This is a genomic window from Sphingobium sp. ba1 (assembly GCF_000743655.1).
Lineage (GTDB): Bacteria > Pseudomonadota > Alphaproteobacteria > Sphingomonadales > Sphingomonadaceae > Sphingobium.
On the sequence record NZ_JPPQ01000069.1, the window covers coordinates 979,340 to 996,232 of the forward strand.

Annotated in this window: 11 protein-coding genes and 1 pseudogene; 5 read left to right on the forward strand and 7 right to left on the reverse strand. The window is 58.8% G+C overall.

Annotated features, from left to right (window positions below):
* Positions 1-111 precede the first annotated feature (111 nt).
* The 4 genes and pseudogenes from IL54_RS07840 to IL54_RS07855 form a co-directional block, all read right to left on the reverse strand.
* Complete coding sequence (locus IL54_RS07840; RefSeq protein ID WP_037474527.1) at positions 112-1,023, reverse strand: alpha/beta hydrolase family protein; 912 nt, start codon at positions 1,021-1,023, stop codon at positions 112-114.
* A 412-nt stretch (positions 1,024-1,435) separates the two neighbouring features.
* Entirely contained in the window at positions 1,436-2,788 is a 1,353-nt protein-coding gene (locus IL54_RS07845) for an IS1380 family transposase (RefSeq protein ID WP_037472266.1), read from the reverse strand.
* A gap of 114 nt (positions 2,789-2,902) precedes the next feature.
* Positions 2,903-3,583: pseudogene (locus IL54_RS07850) on the reverse strand (nucleotidyltransferase); the annotation flags it as partial.
* Between the two features lie 286 nt (positions 3,584-3,869).
* A complete protein-coding gene (locus IL54_RS07855; protein WP_081912841.1) occupies positions 3,870-4,271 on the reverse strand; it encodes a hypothetical protein in 402 nt (133 codons plus the stop codon).
* 197 nt (positions 4,272-4,468) lie between these two features.
* Here IL54_RS07855 and IL54_RS07860 point away from each other — a divergent pair, with 197 nt between their 5' ends.
* The 4 genes from IL54_RS07860 (at position 4,469) to IL54_RS07875 (ending at position 11,346) form a co-directional block, all read left to right on the forward strand.
* Positions 4,469-6,844 (forward strand): DGQHR domain-containing protein, encoded by a 2,376-nt coding sequence (locus IL54_RS07860; protein WP_037474529.1) that lies wholly within the window; start codon positions 4,469-4,471, stop codon positions 6,842-6,844.
* Positions 6,845-7,113: 269 nt separating this feature from the next.
* On the forward strand, positions 7,114-8,148 hold the full coding sequence (locus IL54_RS07865) for a DGQHR domain-containing protein (protein WP_037474530.1): 1,035 nt from the start codon (positions 7,114-7,116) through the stop codon (positions 8,146-8,148).
* Complete coding sequence (locus tag IL54_RS07870; RefSeq protein WP_052027600.1) at positions 8,141-9,775, forward strand: radical SAM protein; 1,635 nt, start codon at positions 8,141-8,143, stop codon at positions 9,773-9,775. Before IL54_RS07865 ends, IL54_RS07870 begins: the two co-directional genes overlap by 8 nt.
* Positions 9,772-11,346, forward strand: coding sequence for an ATP-binding protein (locus IL54_RS07875; protein ID WP_052027601.1), 1,575 nt, complete (start codon positions 9,772-9,774; stop codon positions 11,344-11,346). The genes IL54_RS07870 and IL54_RS07875 overlap by 4 nt, the downstream gene beginning before the upstream one ends.
* A gap of 141 nt (positions 11,347-11,487) precedes the next feature.
* Here IL54_RS07875 and IL54_RS07880 read toward each other — a convergent pair whose 3' ends face one another.
* From IL54_RS07880 to IL54_RS07890, 3 genes are all read right to left on the reverse strand, one after another.
* Positions 11,488-13,050: an ATP-binding protein gene (locus IL54_RS07880; protein ID WP_052027602.1), complete on the reverse strand. Its 1,563-nt coding sequence runs from the start codon at positions 13,048-13,050 to the stop codon at positions 11,488-11,490.
* On the reverse strand, positions 13,050-14,951 hold the full coding sequence (locus IL54_RS07885; RefSeq protein WP_156106176.1) for a PIN-like domain-containing protein: 1,902 nt from the start codon (positions 14,949-14,951) through the stop codon (positions 13,050-13,052). The genes IL54_RS07880 and IL54_RS07885 overlap by 1 nt, the downstream gene beginning before the upstream one ends.
* 96 nt (positions 14,952-15,047) lie before the next feature.
* Positions 15,048-15,599 carry a YfbU family protein gene (locus IL54_RS07890; protein ID WP_156106177.1) on the reverse strand — a complete coding sequence of 184 codons (552 nt, stop codon included), beginning with the start codon at positions 15,597-15,599 and terminating at the stop codon, positions 15,048-15,050.
* Positions 15,600-15,695: 96 nt separating this feature from the next.
* On the opposite strand from IL54_RS07890, the gene IL54_RS07895 reads away from it, so the two are divergent.
* Positions 15,696-16,730 (forward strand): Abi family protein, encoded by a 1,035-nt coding sequence (locus tag IL54_RS07895; RefSeq protein WP_052027603.1) that lies wholly within the window; start codon positions 15,696-15,698, stop codon positions 16,728-16,730.
* The last annotated feature ends 163 nt before the right edge of the window (positions 16,731-16,893 follow it).

The window sequence follows — 16,893 nt, forward strand, 5'->3', positions numbered from 1 at the left end:
CCGGCCGACGCGACCTTGGCGCAACCCAGGGGGAGGTGTTCGAAGCGGACCTCTGCAGGGCTTCATCAGATAGAGATCACCGAGATGGGGATAAACCGGAGGCTGCCTCGACTATTGCTCTGCTTTCGCCGCCGCGAGGATCGCGGCCTCTACCGGCGCCCAGGTGGGGTCCGCAGGCGAAAGCATGTTGAAGTGGCCCGCATTCTCCAGGGTGATCACCGTCGCCTTATCGCCGGCCGACTGTGCGGCTGCTGCATAGGCTTGCGCGGCTGAAGGCTCCAGCACGACGGAAGCGACCATGAATTGAGGCACGGCCAGAGGCAGCCATTCGATCGGATTTGCCTGACGGTAGCGGCCCGCCTGTGCGTCAGGAGCGCCCCCGAACAGGTTGACGAAGATCGGGCGGCCGCAAATATCCTTGTCGAACCCGTACAGGGTTCGCAGGTCGCCTGGGCCGTCGATGGCGACCGCGGCGGAAACCTTCAGTGGATCAGCGCCGCGGACCTCGCTGTCGGCAGGCAATCTGGGACGGGCCGCCAGCCACAGGGCAGCGTGGGCGCCGGCCGAATGTCCCACCGTCACCACATGCTTCAGGTCCAGAGGCTGGGTTCGTGCCAGCACCCTCAAGTGATCGAGCGCCGCTCCCCAATCCTGGAAGGTCCCAGGCCACCCGCCGCGGGTGTCACCAACCTGTCGATACTCTATATTCCATGTCGCCACGCCCTTGTCCGTCAAGGCGCTCGCCAACGGCGCCGTGCCTGCCAGTGTCTCATAGCCTTTGGTCCAGCAGCCACCGTGAATGACCATGACGACGGGAAACGGGTCAGGACCTGCAGGCAAGCGCAGTTCACCGATCTGCAGAGGATCAGGACCATAGGCCTCGACGAGCGTCGGAGCGGTGACGGGAAGGGCGTGGAGTTGGGGCGGTCCGATCAGCGCATGTTGGTTATCCGACGGCGTCTGCGCCCAAGCGGTGCTCGTGACAATCAAGACTGTAGCCAGGCCTAATGAACGGTATCGCATGATCTACCTCTTTCATGCATCTTCCCGCTCCGACGTTACCAGCCAGTTCGTCAAATGTGAGAAGACAGCGATTCGTCATTAGATAACATGGTTCGCTATATTCTTTTCGGAAACACCATTCCGTCATCGAGTGGGCAAAGCGATAGATGAAATCCCGTTTCTGGCGCAAAGCATATGGCGGCTATGCGCGATCACGGTAGCCTTGATCATGGAAGTGATACGTCAGGCGACCAAAGAGCTATCTAGCCTCTCTTATTCACCGGGCTGCTGCGTGATGGCTTAATCCGGGACGGGGTGGCAGGCTGAGGCGGCCAGCGCGAGTTGCCCTGTGGCGACTATTTCATCGCGTTTGGCCGAGAGGTTTGCGGGGTTTCTGGACAGGGTGGATCGATCTGCGGCCGCGCCGCGCCGTTCAGGTCGGCGCGGGTTTGAGGGCGCGGGCGATATGCTGGAAGATGTCGGCGTCGGGGCAAGCGCTGGCGAAGGCGATGCGGATGCGACTGGCGGTTTCGACGACGCGGGCGGCGACCTTGATGAGGCGGATGCGGATGGTGGCGAACTCGGCGTTCCTCAGCGCTGCGGTGGCGGGCACGGCCTGCCGCAGCTTCCACATCAGCCAATATGCGGCGGTGTGGAGGATGAGGCGCATCTGGTTGGCATTGGCCGATCGGCACGAGGTGCGATCGCTCTTCAACTGGGTCTTGTGGAGTTTGATGAGGTTTTCGGCCTGGCCACGAGCACAATAGAGCGTGTCGTAGATGTGCTCGGCGCTACCAAGCTCGATCGAGGTGACGACGAAGCGGATATCGAGGCCCATAGTGCTGGCTTCGATCCGCGCGACGACCCTGCGTTTGGTCGGCCCCCAGGATTTGGCGGCGTAGCAAGTCTCGGCATAACGGCGCAGCACGCCCAATCCCTGCAGCGCCCGGTCGGTGGCACAGGCATCGCCGCGATTGACGATGACGGGATCGGCATGGAGCGCCTTGTTGCCGGGCAGGCCGAACACATAGTCGATGCCGTTCGCCTCGCACCACGCCATGATCTCGGGGCGGCCGTAATGGCCATCACCGCGTAGCGTGATGCGGGTATTGGGCCAGTGGCGGCGGATGCGCCGGATCAGCCGACGCACATGGCCTGCCGTCTCGACCCCCGATGGGCTCTTGCCGGTGCGCAGCAGCATCGCCACCGGACGTCCAGTCGCGGTGTCATAAACATGGATCGGCAGGAAGCAGCGCTCGCCATAATGGCCGTTCCAGAAGGAGAGCTGCTGGCCGCCATGGACGACATCAACCGTCTCATCGATATCAAGCGTCACCGCGACCGGCGGCACGGGATAGCTCGCGCAGTAGAGATCAACGAGCGCGCCTGTCAGACGCACCAGTTCGCGCGTCGTCGGCGCATTCTCCCAGCGGCTCATCGTTGGCTGGCTTGCCAGGCCGATCACGCCGCCGGGCAGTTTGCCGAGCGCCAGCTTGAACCCAGGATCGTGACGCAAACTGTCGAGATCATCGGCATCCTCATAGCCGCAGGCGATCGCCAGCATGCGAGCGCGCAGGATGTCGTCGAGATCGTGGACGACGCGGCTCTGGTCGCGAGGGTCGCAAATGCAGGCGGCAAGCCGTTCCGCAATGCCAAGCTGTCGCTCGGCCTGCGCCAGCAGCAATACGCCACCATCGGATGTCAGCCGACCGCCGTCGAAGGCGGCGGTCATTTTCTTGCGGCAAATCGCTGGGAATGAGAAACCGAGGAGGCTATCATCTGCCATGGCGGTCGTGGCACTTTCTGTCCGGCGTAGAGGGATGATTTAAGCACTCTTTCTCTACTCCAGATCAGTAACTTACGCCACGTCCGCCAACCCCATCCCATGCCGCCGGTGAATAAGACGGGCTAGGTTGTGCACATGAGGAGTATAGAACGTGTTCACCAACAGAACGCAGTGGTACAAACTTTCGGTCGTCTGATGCAATAGAAAGGCAGCTTCCTTTGCGAATTCCTGTTCGATCGCGTCCTTAGAAAGCTTGAATTTCCGCATTGCTGCCGGAAACCACTCTTCATAGTATTCCTGCGCCATCTCCAGCGCCTGAACGGGCGTCTTCGGCTTGGGCTGGTGAAGCTCGGTATCCTCGGCCTCGTAGAGGGCGATGCCGTCCCGCGCGACGTCCATGAAGAAATAGCGCCCATGGGCCAGGCCGTCATTCACCTCCTGCAGGGTGTGGACGATAAAGTTGACCGGCGTCCGCAACCCTTTGGTAACTGTCAGCTCGAGAATGAGGCGTTGATCGAGTTTGGACCAGTAGGTGACGCGATCGGTCAGACGCTGATCGTTGACGATGATCAGGACGTCATAGTCGGATTGATAGCCTTTGGCGGTATGCGGCTCATCCACCCATCCGCCGCGGGCATAGCTGCCGTACAGAATGACCTTCAGAATGCGGCCCTTCTTTTTCCAATCATGCCGGGCAAGCGCCAACGCATCCTCGAATTCCTCGAAGATGATCTGTTTTACCCGGTCGAGCTCACGCTGTTTGTTGGCCGGAAGATGTTCAAGATCGGTACGCATCCTAGCCATCTTAGCGTCAGAAGGATGCCAATGCCCAGAGCTAAACGAAGCAGCTTTAGTCGACAAAAGTTTACGCAAATTCTGTCGGCTCGTTGGCTCCCAAGGTAGACTCGGCCTGCCCACTTTTACGCTTAGAAAAGGAACTTTCCGGACTGACGGCTTACGGGAACGGAGTTGGCTAAAACCGACGTCCACACGTGACTTCATTTCAAATGACGCGGCGCCATTTTTGACACTCGGATCCCGGTGCCGAACTAAGGCGCATTAAAGGCAGGTATCCCGCCCCCTAAATTTGCGATGGGAATAAGAGCACTGAGATTTTCTCCATGCAAGTCACCCAGCCCAGCCGAGCAATCACTTCGTTGCTTTCGACGGGACGGCGTCCTCGTTGTCGATCGATCGACCAGGTTATGTGATAGATTCCGCCGTCTGCCCGAGCTGTCGATCCGCCGATTGCGACGATGAGGGTCTGGATCCCTTCCCCGTCATTAACGCTACCGACGACCTCTCCAGTGGTGGCTAGCAAAGCCACCCGACCGTTGCGGACGCCAAACGTCACATGATCCGCGATGACGTCTGGCCAGGCGGGTTTGAACAAATCGAGCAACCGCGTCCGATCGTTCGCATCCAGTTTCCATCCATAGTTCGCAGCCATGGGTTTGCCCAATTTGATGATTTCTGCTGCCATGTGCTTATAACCGAACCTAGGAGCAACGATTATGTGGCAGTCCGAAATACGTACCCGCCTACGGTGCTCTCTTCGCGCAATCCCTTTCGGCCCAGTTGATCAACCGCTTGTGACAGTGCGAATCAGCGCTTACGGTGCCCACATCGACGGGGTGGGAGCAAGAGAATGACGATAAATATTCTTGGGACGCGGGCCTGATGTTACCACCGCTAACTGGTTTGTCCGTCGGCGATGATCTGAAACCGATCTACAGCGAAAAATCCAAAAACGCGGACGAGAAGACCATATCTGCCGCCAGCATTAAAGCGCTTGAGCTCAAGCTTGCGGGCGAAGTGGAAGATGGTTGGCGACTCATCCGTCGCAACAAAGCGTCGATCCGGCTCGGCAAAGACAAGCCAGTTGATCGCCAACTTGAAGATGATGTCTGGTGCCTCCTTTACAGAATGGGATTTTCAACCCTTAACCGTACGCGCAATTTTTCCATTCAAGCCGGTGAAAAGACGGTCCCTCGTCAGATCGATGTGTTCGCCGCCGATGAAGAAACAGCGCTCATCGTCGAATGCACTCACTCTGCTGAGCCTGGCCCGAAGTCCGTGAAGACCCTAATCGATAAGATCGGCGCGATACGCGAAGACGTGATAAAATCGGTCCACACCCATTTTGGCCGAGATCCCAAACTGAAGGTGAAGTTCGCGATTGCGACTCGAAATGTCCACTGGCGCGCGGCCGACCGCGACCGTGCTGAAGCTGCGGGCATCGCGATCATCACCGAGAACGACCTAGTTTACTTCAACAAGCTCACAGATTTCCTCAAAACGGCGGCACGCTACCAGTTTCTCGGGCGATACTTCTCGGGTGAAAAAGTCGAAGGCCTTCGAGTTCAAGTGCCCGCAACGAAAGGAAGGGCTGGTGGCCGTGTATTTTATAATTTCCTGATGTCACCTTATGAACTTTTGCGCATTGCTTACATCAGTCATAGATCCAAAACATCGAACGATGACTTGGAGACTTATCAGCGCATGGTTAAGCCGTCCCGGCTTAAGGAGATCGGGAAGTACATTGATGATGGTGGCAAGTTTCCGACGAACATCATTATAAATTTCAAATCCGATTCTCCTCTCAAATTCGACCAAAAGGACACGTTCGGCGACACCGCTACGGGTACCCTCCACTTGCCAGGGCAATACGGTTCGGCCTGGGTCATCGATGGCCAGCACCGTCTCTATGGGTATGCGCATGCCCAGCGCTTCGCCGATGACAGGTCCGTCGTTCCGGTACTGGCTTATGAGAACCTTCCCATTCGGGATGAGATTCAACTGTTCGTCGACATCAACACGCAACAGGTCAAGGTATCTCGCAACCTCGTCAACGAAATCGTATCCAGTCTCAACATCGATGATCCTGACCCTGTGAAGCGGCTCGAGGCGCTGTGCGCGCGCATCGCCCTAAAACTGGATGATCACCCGACTTCTCCGATCAAGGATCGGATCCTGACCGTGGCCCAAGACAAGGATAGCTGGCGCTGTTTAACGCTGACGTCTTTATCTGACGGCATCGCCACCAATGGGCTCATTGGCACCCTGCATCGCGCGGGAAAGAACAATGCGCAGGCCCTCCTTCCGGGTCCTCTGGGCGAAGTCTCGCAAACGCCAGCGGCGACCATGACAAAGGCCGTCGAGACGCTTTCCGGCTATCTCGCCCTGTTCGCTGGCCAACTTGATACGCACTGGAAGCTTGGCGACGCGAAGGGCGGCTATCTATGCACGAATTTGGGCTTGCGCGCGCTGCTCCTCATGCTTCGGAAAATTGTCGCTTTTGTCGAGAACAAGCAGAACGTCAAAGCCACCATCCTTGAGGCCGACGACATCGTCGCGCGCGTCGCCCCTTACGTTCAGCCCGTTATCGACTACTTCGCAGTCGCCGACGTAGGCGACGTGAACGCGTTTCGCCAACGGGGCAGTTCGCTCGCCAGCGTGACGGCAAATTGCCTCCAGATGTGCAGCATAATTCACGAAGCGATCCCGGAATTCGATCTGCCAGAGGTCATCGAGTACATGGATAGCCGCGATGTTGCGGGCGCGAAACAAGCGAAGGACATGATCGACAACATCAATCGCATCATCTTCGAAAACGTGTTGACCACTCTAAAGGCGAAATACGGCGAGAAGTCGGAGGCGTGGTGGATGCTGGGGGTTCCCAAGTCCGTCCGAAACAGCTGCGACCAGATGTACAACGAGACGCCCGGTGACCGCGAGCGCTGGCGCTACCTGTTTCTCTCGAACTACCCTGATATCATTTCGTACAATGACAATTGGGAGGTGTTTAAGGACCACTACAATTTCTACGGGAAGGGCAAGAAAGCTGACCTCATCCGCTGGATCGGCAAAATCAATAAAGCCAGAACGATCACCCACCACGCTGAAAAAGGCCCACTCTCAAAGGAGGACGTGGCCTACGTCAAAACGGTCCACGATCTGGTCACCACCTTCATTGAAGGAGGCCAGGTGGTCGAGCCCGGTAAGCGCTATATCAACGATGTCGCCGTTGCCGTGTCGGTGGACGAAGCTGCTTGACGTCCCGAGACGCGGATCCTCCAACTGTGAGCGCTTACCGCGCTGTGAGCGTGGCTCGTCCCGATGATACGAGGGCGGTTGCCCACCCATACTGGCGGCAGCAGGACCCTCCGCGGAGACCCTGCAGGTAGGCCGCGAACTATAATCCTTATCTGCCGTTGCGATGCTATTAAGTCTAGATCGACAACGAGATCCTGTTAGGGTATCTGCATCCAATCAGAGCGGTTTCTGCATCTGACGAATGCAGAATATCGACAACGGGGTGGCAGATGGGTGAGTTGCGTCTTAGGTGCGTAAGAGGAAAATCGGCTGATCGGCCGGTGCTGCTCGGCTTCGCCGCGGCCAGCACTCTTCACGCCATAAGCTTCGCCGATGTGCTCGACGAGGACAGCGGCCGTGGCTATCAGCGCCGGTACAATGCCCAGCACAGCCTCGATTTCCGGCGTTACATCCAGCAGGAAGGAAGCGCGACAATCCCGCTCACATTCAATTTGCGCCGTCGGCACTCCGGCCGCGATGAGGGATGGAGGATCGAACTCCAACCGGGAGGCGGCGCGGATATCGTCATCGACGATTCGGCCGGACGGGTCCTGGCGCAGGTTGATTGCCAGCATAGGTTGGGCCACCTGTCCGATCTCGACATCGAGCTGCCCTTCATGTGCTTCGAAGGGCTGAGCGAGGCCGAGGAGATGGAGGTTTTCTCGGTTATCAATGGCAAAGCCAAGGGACTGAGTCGGAGCCTCCTCGATTTCCACGATGCCCAGCTGTGTACGGACCTCGGCGCTGACCGCCCCGAGCTTTTCATCGCTCTGTTTCTGAAGAACGAACCATCGTCGCCATGGTACAAGCAGCTGGATCTCGGTGGCGAGCCGACGTCCGGCCTTACTCGTCGTGCGTCGCTGAGGACCATGCAGAAGGCCGTGAAGCGCTTTTTGGCTGGGACTACAATTGCACAAACGACCGGCGTCGAAAGCGCGGCACAGACCGTCCTTTCCTTTTGGTCCGCCATCGCTGAGGTTCTCGCGGAAGCGTGGAGTCAGCCCCGACGCCACCTGTTGACCAAGGGCATCGGCGTGTATGCTCTGATGGACCTGGCTTCCGACCTTTGCAACGAGGCTCGACCGGGCCAGATGCGGGATCGGCGCTATTTCGCGGCGCTTCTTGGCGATTTCGCAAGCGATTTTGACTGGTCGTCGACGGGTCCTCTCCAGGGGCTTGGCGGAGAGGGCGGCGTGAAAGCCGCAATTCAAATTATACGCGATGCTCGCCGTCGAGCTCGCCTGCGAGTGGTGTCCAATGGCTGATAAGAAAATCCTGCTGATCGAGCCCGGTTACAAGAACAAGTATCCGCCACTTGGGCTCATGAAGATTGCGCAATATCATGGGCCGCAAGGCAAGCGGGACCGTGTACGTTTTGTGAAGGGCGAAGATCGCAGTGTCCTATCCGAGGCATGGGATCGGATTTACGTCACAACGCTCTTCTCGTTTGAGTATCCCAAGATCGCGCAAACGATCGACTTTGCACTGGAGGCCGCAAACCACCAGGCAGACAAGGTCTTCGTGGGCGGCATCGCGGCGTCGCTCATGCACGAGAAGTTTATAGCTGAGCGCAAATGGCATGGCGTCCGGTTCATCAAAGGCCTCCTGTCCCAGCCGCCCGCGGTCGCCCTGCAACTCGATGATTTCGCCGAAGAGCTCTATTCGGATGACGTCGCCGGGACGCCGATCGAAGACCTCGTTCCCGATTATTCGATAATGTCTCAGATCGAATACCAATATCCGGTCAGGGATGCGTACTTCGCCTACACGTCGCGCGGCTGCATTCGCAAATGCCATTTCTGCGGCGTTCCCAAGCTCGAAGGTGGCCAGCGAGACACTGAGTCATTGACCGGCCTCGTGCGGTCGATCGAGGATCTCTATGGCGCCAAAAAAGACCTCATCCTGATGGACAACAATGTTGTCGCCAGCCCTCGATTCAAAGAAATCATCGCGGAAATACGGGACTTGGGCTTCGTGCCCGGGGCGACGCTCAAGCGAGAGGGCATGCGGACGCCTGTGCAGCGCCGCGTGGACTTCAATCAGGGGGTCGACGCGCGCATTCTGTGCAAAGATCCAATGTACCTGCGGGAATTATCGTCGATCTGTCTCAAGCCGCTTCGCATCGCCTTCGATCATCTTGGGGTCAAAAAGCCATACGAGCAGGCTGTCCGTTATGCGCACGAGTTCGGGCTGAACGAGCTGTCGAACTACATGTTGTATAACTTTCACGACGACCCTGCCGACCTCTTCGAGCGGATGCGGCTGAACGTGACGCTCAATGAAGAGCTGAACGTCCGCATCTGGTCGTTTCCCATGCGCTACCAGCCAACGGACCGTCCGGATCGGGGGCACGTTGGCGCGAAATGGACCCGCTATCAACTTCGGTCGATGCAGATCATCCTTCAGGCCACGCATGGCATCGTGAGCGGCGAACCAACCTTCTTCAAGCGAGCGTTTGGCGATACCGTCGAAGACTACGAGCGCATTCTTGCCATGCCTCACGACATCATCTTCAATCGCGACTGGTACGAGTTTGGCGGCGGTCAGAACGTCTTTCACGCCTTCGGCGACGGCTATTCGAGGCTTGACGCCGCAGAACGCGTGGAGCTCGTCCAGCTCCTTTCATCCTGCGACCCGCGAGACTTCAGCAAGCTCCCTGCCAAGGCGTCGACCCGTCGCCTGCAGGAACTGCTCCCATTCTATGTGCCCGTACCGAAGGATGAGTTGTCCGACATCTGGGCGCAGCAAAAGGCTCGCGCACGTTCCGAACCGAGCACACTTGGCCTGCCAGATGACGAACGCGTCGAAGATGCGGGCCTCGACTATGATGAACCCCCAATGGCGCCGGATGAAGTCCGGCTTCCGAGCGCAGACGAGAGACAGGCAGCATGAACATCGCGACCGCGACTCTCGCCGACAGGCGAGCCGCGCTTCAGAATGGCGCTAACAAGGGTTCCAGGATCCAGGCTTCCGACATTGTCATCGGCAAGGACATCCTCGAGCTCATCTCGAGCGCGATGTACGTTGATCCGATGACGATTTACCGGGAGTATGTACAGAACGCGGCGGACGGTATTGAGGCCGCGCGAGAAGCTGGCCTAATCAGCGGCGATGAACGTGGTCGGGTCGACATTCGAGTGGACCCGGCATCCCGCTCCATTACCATCCGCGACAACGGCGCCGGTATCCCCGCTGGCCAGTTTGAGGGACGCTTAACCGCTCTTGGCGGCAGTCAGAAGCGCGGCACGAAAGCGCGCGGGTTCCGCGGCGTAGGCCGTCTCGCTGGACTAGGATATGCGCAGGAGCTGATTTTCAGATCACGCACGGCCGGCCAAAAGACCGTTTCAGAGTTGCGGTGGGATTGTCGCCAGCTGCGAACCGCGCTGCGGTCGGTCGACTTCACCGGCGGGGTCGCAGAGCTTATCGCAGAGATTACCACGGGCTCGCTCGTTGATGGGACTGACGCCCCTGCTCGATTTTTCGAGGTCGAGTTGCGTGGAATTGTGCGCCAGCGCAACGATGCGCTCATGAACATCGACGCGGTGGCCGAATACCTTTCCCAGGTCGCTCCCGTACCATTTCATGCTGACTTCAGCTTCGGCGAGGAAATTCGTCAAGCGATCGGTGACGCCCAGATCTGCGAGCTCGACATTCGCGTGAACGAAGGTAAGCCGCTGTGCCGTCCATTTCGGAACGTGATGACTGCCGAGGGGCAACCCGAACTCACGCTTCGAGCGATCGAGACGATTGAGATTGCGGGTGTTGACGGCGGCGTGGCCGGCGTCGCCTGGGTCGCTCACCATGACTATGAAGGCGCTGTTCCCAATGCCCTCCACGCGAAGGGACTGAGAATCCGCGCTGGGAATATCCAGATCGGGGGACACGCTTTACTTGAGGAGCTGTTCTCAGAGCAGCGGTTCAATTCCTGGGCAATCGGCGAACTGCACGTCCTTGACCGCCGGGTCGTACCCAATGGTCGGCGTGACGATTTTGAGCTCAACATTCACATGAGCAATCTGATCAATCACATGGCTCCGCTGGCCAGGGACGTGGCCAAGCGATGTCGGACCAGCTCCATTCGCCGAAAGTGGTTGAGGGACTTCGAGATGCATCGCACGGTCGCCAGCGAGAAGCTGGCGATCGCAGCGCAAGGAGCACTTGCTGTCGCCGAACGCGACAGCGTCGCAGCGGATGTCCGAGGGAGTCTGGGCCGTATGGAACGCATCGCCGAGACGCCTGACCTCGATGCGGAGACAGTGACGGCACTGCTTGAACAGATGCAGTCGATCCGGAGGGGGTTGGACGATCTAGCCGTCAGCGATGTAGTGGAATCTCCTCTTGCACGTTTCGAGGCGCCAAAACGGGAAGTGTTTGAGCAGATGTTTAGCCTCATTTACGAATGTTCTGCCAACAGGGTCGCGGCCAAATCACTAGTTGATCGTATCCTCCAAAAGCTCAGTTAGGTAAATTAGCGGCAATTTTTCACCAACGTGACGCAGGAGCGGCCATGGAAACTTGTCGGCCTGCTCCCCGTCACGCGATCAACCCAATCCCTCATCGACCGGATGTTGCTACGGCCCGTGCCTTAAGGCTTATCAGGCTTTTTAGATCGGATCCTCACCTGACAACTCCCGAACGATCTCCCGAGCCCGCTGCCATTCACTAGGGCCGAGCCTTTGCTTCAGCGCGCTGTAGAGCATCTGGGTGAATTCGGAGAGGGCAAGGGCAATTTCGGCCTCGCACGCCGAACCTCGCGGCGCGTCGACAACAAGCGCGTCCAGCTCCTTTTTTAGACCTGAAACCGTGTCGGAAATCGTCCTGATCGGAGCCAGTTCAGAGTCGTCTGCCGCCTTGACCGCCAATCCCAAACGCCTCTGTAACTCATTGGCTTCGGTGACCGCTAGGCTGATGACGTCCCAGTCAGCCCGCTTCTCCTCGATGAGCGGGTCCGCGGTGCGCCGGAACTCGGCCAGTCGCTTGGTGAGACTATCAACCGACAGCTGGTCGGCTGTCGAGGTGCGGTAGGCGAGCTTGCCATAGGTCGAGGCGACATGTTCGTCGAGCTCGTTGCGAATAGTCTGCCAAGCCGCATCCTCTTCGAACCCGTCGCGCCGCGCGTTGGGGATGGCAGCATTGGGCCTGATATGGATCTCGCCGGCATACCAATCGACAAATCGCGCATAAGAAGTGCGCGGTTTGCCGCCGAGATGGGAGACGGCCAATATGTCGCGCATAATCTCGGTCCCATCGATCTGGATGTTGCGCACGCGGATGCGCACGCCCCGCGACGCCGGATCCTTGATCGTGCCGGACACCCGCTTGCGGCCGACCCAGCCCCACCATGTCCCCGTCGGCGATGCGACGTAGTCGATCAGTAGCGGTACGCGCTCCTTCTTCACGCCGACATCCTTGCCGTATGGTTTGAACAATTCTTCCTGAGGTGCATCACCATTCCGGACGAAGATGCGGACCCATTCAATATCGAAATTCCGGGCGCGCGCCTGCTCCAATATGGCCCCAGCGTGCGGGAAATCGGGACCGTAGGGCAGGGGCGAGACCTGCTCGACAAAGCTCTTGAGCGAAGCATAATTTTCGCACTCGACAGGCGGATTGAAAAAACCCGTGAGTGTCACCTCGAAATAATGCTCGTCCGCATCGGGGGCGTCCTCAACGCGAGCCGTCACGCAGCTTTCCAGCGTCTCAGCCGCGTCAGCTGCATAAGAACCATGCGGGGACATCTTGTCCCGTAGCTTCTTGGCATCGAAGGTCACGATGGTTCTGCGTGCCTGGCCTGTGGCCTTGGTTCTGAATTCCAGCGTGTCGCAAAAGACGATGCCCGCTAGCCTGCCGATGCCGCGGAAGCCGGCGTTGCGTCTGTAATCTTTGTTCGATGCGCCAACCGATGCGAGCACCGAAACCGCATTTTCCGTGCGGAGGCCCCCGCCATTGTCCCTGATTGCGAGGCTTTTGCCTTCATCGAAGCGTATCTCGATCCCAGCTTCCCTCTCGGTCAGTAGGCCGTCGGCAACTGCTTGGCGCAGCGAATCAAAACCATTCTGGATGTATTCGCGGATGGCGTTGCGTGATTCCCCATACATGCCCAGGGTCAGCGTCTCGAGCACGAAAGCGCCGAAGTGCGGTTTGAAGGGAACAGTCTCGCTTGTCATCAATCTTCCTCCAGGCTGGCATCCCAGTCCTCGTCTGGCTCGTTTTCTTCTGGCTCGTCCTCATCTGATTCGTCGGCCTCGATCGGGAGAGCATCCTTCACGGCATCCGGTCCTGCTGACAGAGCGTCGACCCCGTCCTGCTGGTCGAAGCGACTGAATTCGCGGAGGCCGCAGTGATCCGGAATGAAGCGCAGCTCGTCCGGCGCGCCTCCGGTGATGTCGAGCAACCCGAAGGGAAGGCCATAGTGCCGGGCCAGTGCCCTCGCAATGTCGCGAACGCTGGACGCTGCATGGCCGACCAAAACGCGCAGTTGGGCGTCGGGTCGTGTTTCGCCGTCCGTAAGCAAAGCCTGCGTACCAAGATAGACCTGGATAAGTGCGACCGGATCCTGCTGTTGCTGCGCGTCATGCTCGACACGCAGCGTGCGTCGCTCATCCCGGCTGTTGGGAAGATAGAGCGCCGTCGAACGAAGTTTGCCCATGCGCAGCGCGAAGGCGCGCAATATGACCTGGAACGCCGTGTCCGTCTGCCAGGCGAACAGGTCTTCCATGAATGGGCTGTCTGGCCTGTCCAGCGGCCTTCCGCCGACGAGATAGGTTGAACTCAAAAAGCCGATATATATAGCCGCCGCGCTGTGCGCGGGCAGGGCGTCAAGAAGCCCGATAACCTTGTGGGCGCAGCGCACGGCAGGGCTCAATCCTTGCCGCGCGCCGTCATGCAGCCGTAGGGCCAGATTGGCGAGCTCACGTTTGTCGAACTGCGCCAGAGCGGTGGGCTCGAGCTCATCCAAAAATTTGTCCACGTCCGGCGCGTCGCCTTCCAGCATCCCCAGAAAAGCTGTGACGCGCTCGCCGCTCTCTTCAACTGCGGAATCGATGAGACTATTGGCCTCTACGAGGCCGATTCCTGGCTGGTCACGCCTTTTGTGCGCGCGGGACCTAACGGGTGCCGGCGGCGGGTCGACCCGCTCAAATTGCTCCGGAGTGACGGCAATAGCCGCCGAGGCGAGCCGTTCGAAGGTCGGCCGGCCGAATTTCCACAGGACAGCGCCGAGATAAAGTTCGTCGAGCAGTTCGAGCTGCGCCTGCGCCTCGACCTTGAGTTCGAAGGCGAGGGTCGGATGGGGCCGTGGAACCGGCCGCCACTTTGCCCGGACCCGTTGCCAGTCGAGCGTTAGGTTGGGATCAGGCTCGCCCGCGAACCAGTCTTCCTTTCGGTCGCGCGTGACGATGATAACCGCTCTTGCGCCCTTTTTCTGAGCATCCTCCACAACCTCCTGCCAGAATAGCAGATCGCCATATTTATTGCTGCCCTTGTCCGGGCTGTCTTGCTTTATCCGGTCGAGAAATCCCGGCGGCACATCCTGTGTGTAGCGCGCCGCGCCGCGCGCTTCGAGCGATTCCAGGGAGCGGAACACGGTGCGGTTCGCACAGGCCCTTTCGTTCATCCAGGATATGACGTCCGCCGCGCACCTGTCATAGTCCCAGCGACGGGCGACATCGGTGAGGTCTTTGAGCAGCTCGAGCGCATTGTCGACCGAATCCTGAAAGGCTGCTCCCGACTGCCCTACCTGCATTCTTTGGTCGGCATATCGGCCGACCTCCTGCCGGAACAGCTTTGCAGCGCTCATCAACCCGTCGGCGCGCTTCACAAGATCCGCGCGCAGCGTTCCCGAGCGGTGATGCCGATGAAATTCATGCATCGACCATAAGGGAATGTGGGTCCGCTCCCCCATGCTTGCAGTCCACTGGCGGAACTGCGCACGGGCCTCGTCTCCCACCATGGTCAACCACATGAGAAAGCTTGTGTCGAAGTAGAGATGCGTCGTGTCTGCCTGAAGGAGCGCAAACAGTCGTTCGGTAAATTGCTGGGGTGTTTCCGTCCCGGTGATGATCCGCATTCGCTGGTCTGCCGTCGCTCCGACCTGCTGCTCAGCGGCCGATATGCTGGTGAAAAAGGGCTGGCTGTCCGAAGAAGGTGCCTGTCCGTGAACCGATCAGTCGGCGTGGCGCGCCATGGAGGGATGAATCTGCGCATCGATCAGGGCATCGAACAGCGATTGGTCGATCCTATAGGACCGGCCGTGGCGCTCCCATGTGCTGATCATCCGCTGATAGAGTTCGGCAGTGGGCATATGGGCATTGAAATCATCGGCACTGCGTTCGACTGACTCGAAGCGATGCTCCTGCTCGACCGCGTGCCGCGCATAATTGAGCAATTTGCTTTCATTATTGCCGTCGAAGCCCGGAAATGCGGTGAATCCATTCGGACGTTTCGGTTTGTAGCCCTGGGCAATCCCATCCTGGAGCAGCTCGAAGACGTTGAGGGCATCGAGAACAAATTGCTGATCGCTGCGGGTCAGCGCATCGCCTTGATAGGCTAGGATTATTTCCGCATCCGGCAGGTCCTCTACCGGCCATCCCTGGACCGTACGTTCGGCAGCACCGCGCCAAAAATCGGCACAGGTGGTGTCGAGATGCGACAAGATACGATACTGGCTGGCTAATAGCATGCGCTTGAACAGACTGTCGGGAATGTCGTTAGTCATATCATCCTCTTCGCGATATTGCGACCTTCCGCGCTTTTGCCGCACCGTGCAACATTAGCTTGAAATTTACTGCTCGGCTGCTATCTCAGCAGCAACATGGCCGCCTCCTCTGGAAGCCGGGAAACCGGCTACAAGGGGCGGCCTTCTTTTTTTGTGGCCTGGATGCTCCCGCCCTACGACAAGCCATATCTGACCTTTGCCGAACAGGTGCAGCTCTTGCGCCAGCGGGGGCTTGAGATCACGAACGTCTGGCAAGCGGAACGGCATCTTGCCAGGATCGGCTATTACAGGCTGAAGGATTATTGGCAGCCCCTGCTGCAGTCGCAGGTCAGCGTACAACCCGATGGCAGCCAAACTCACCAGATCGCCAAAACATTCCGGCCCGGTACGCGGTTCGATCATGCCGTGCGCCTCTATGTTTTCGACAAACAGCTGCGGATGCTTATGGCGGATGCCATCGAACGCATCGAGGTCGCGCTGCGTGTCGATATTGCGCACCGGCTCGGTGAGCGCGATGCCTTCGCCCATCGCAATCTCGCTTTCCTCGATCCCAAGCGTTCAACCGCAGTGCGGGGGCAGCAAACCCGCCACGCCCAATGGCTTGTGCGCGCGGACGAGGCGGAGACCCGGTCGCGCACCGACTGGCTGGTAGATTATCGCAAGAAGTTCCGCCCGCCTTTGCCGGTATGGATGGCGGTGGAAACTTGGGATTTTGGCGGACTATCTCATCTGATCGAAATGGCCCATCCCTCCGACCGCGCTGCCTTTGCCCGAAAATATGCGCTAGGCAATCCCGAGCTACTGTCGAGCTGGGTGAAAACCCTTTCCTACGTCCGCAACGTCTGCGCCCATCATGGCAGGCTTTGGAATCATCCCCTCGTGGTCCAGCCCAAGCTGCCCAGGGGTGATACCGTACCTCTTATGTCGCACCTTGCGACCTATCAAAGCAGCGCCAGCCGCATCTATGCCGCCGCTGCCATTGCCCAGTATTTCCTACGCGTCGTGCATCCGACCAGCAGCTGGAAAACGCGCTTGATCCAGCTGATCGATACATTTCCTGTCGTGCCGGGCCTCAATCCGGGCATGGCCGGCTTCCTGCCCGCATGGCAGACGCAGCCGCTCTGGCGTTAGCCTCGCCAACCCAATGATTATGCCTGTCGCAGGGATGGCAGCAACTGGGAGACGAACGGTTGCAGGAAGTTTACCGGTCGAGGCTATGCCCGCTGCGGTATTTAGGTTTGGGTTTCCGCACGGCGCATTTAGCGCATGGGCTAGGAACTTTAGATCGCCCGCA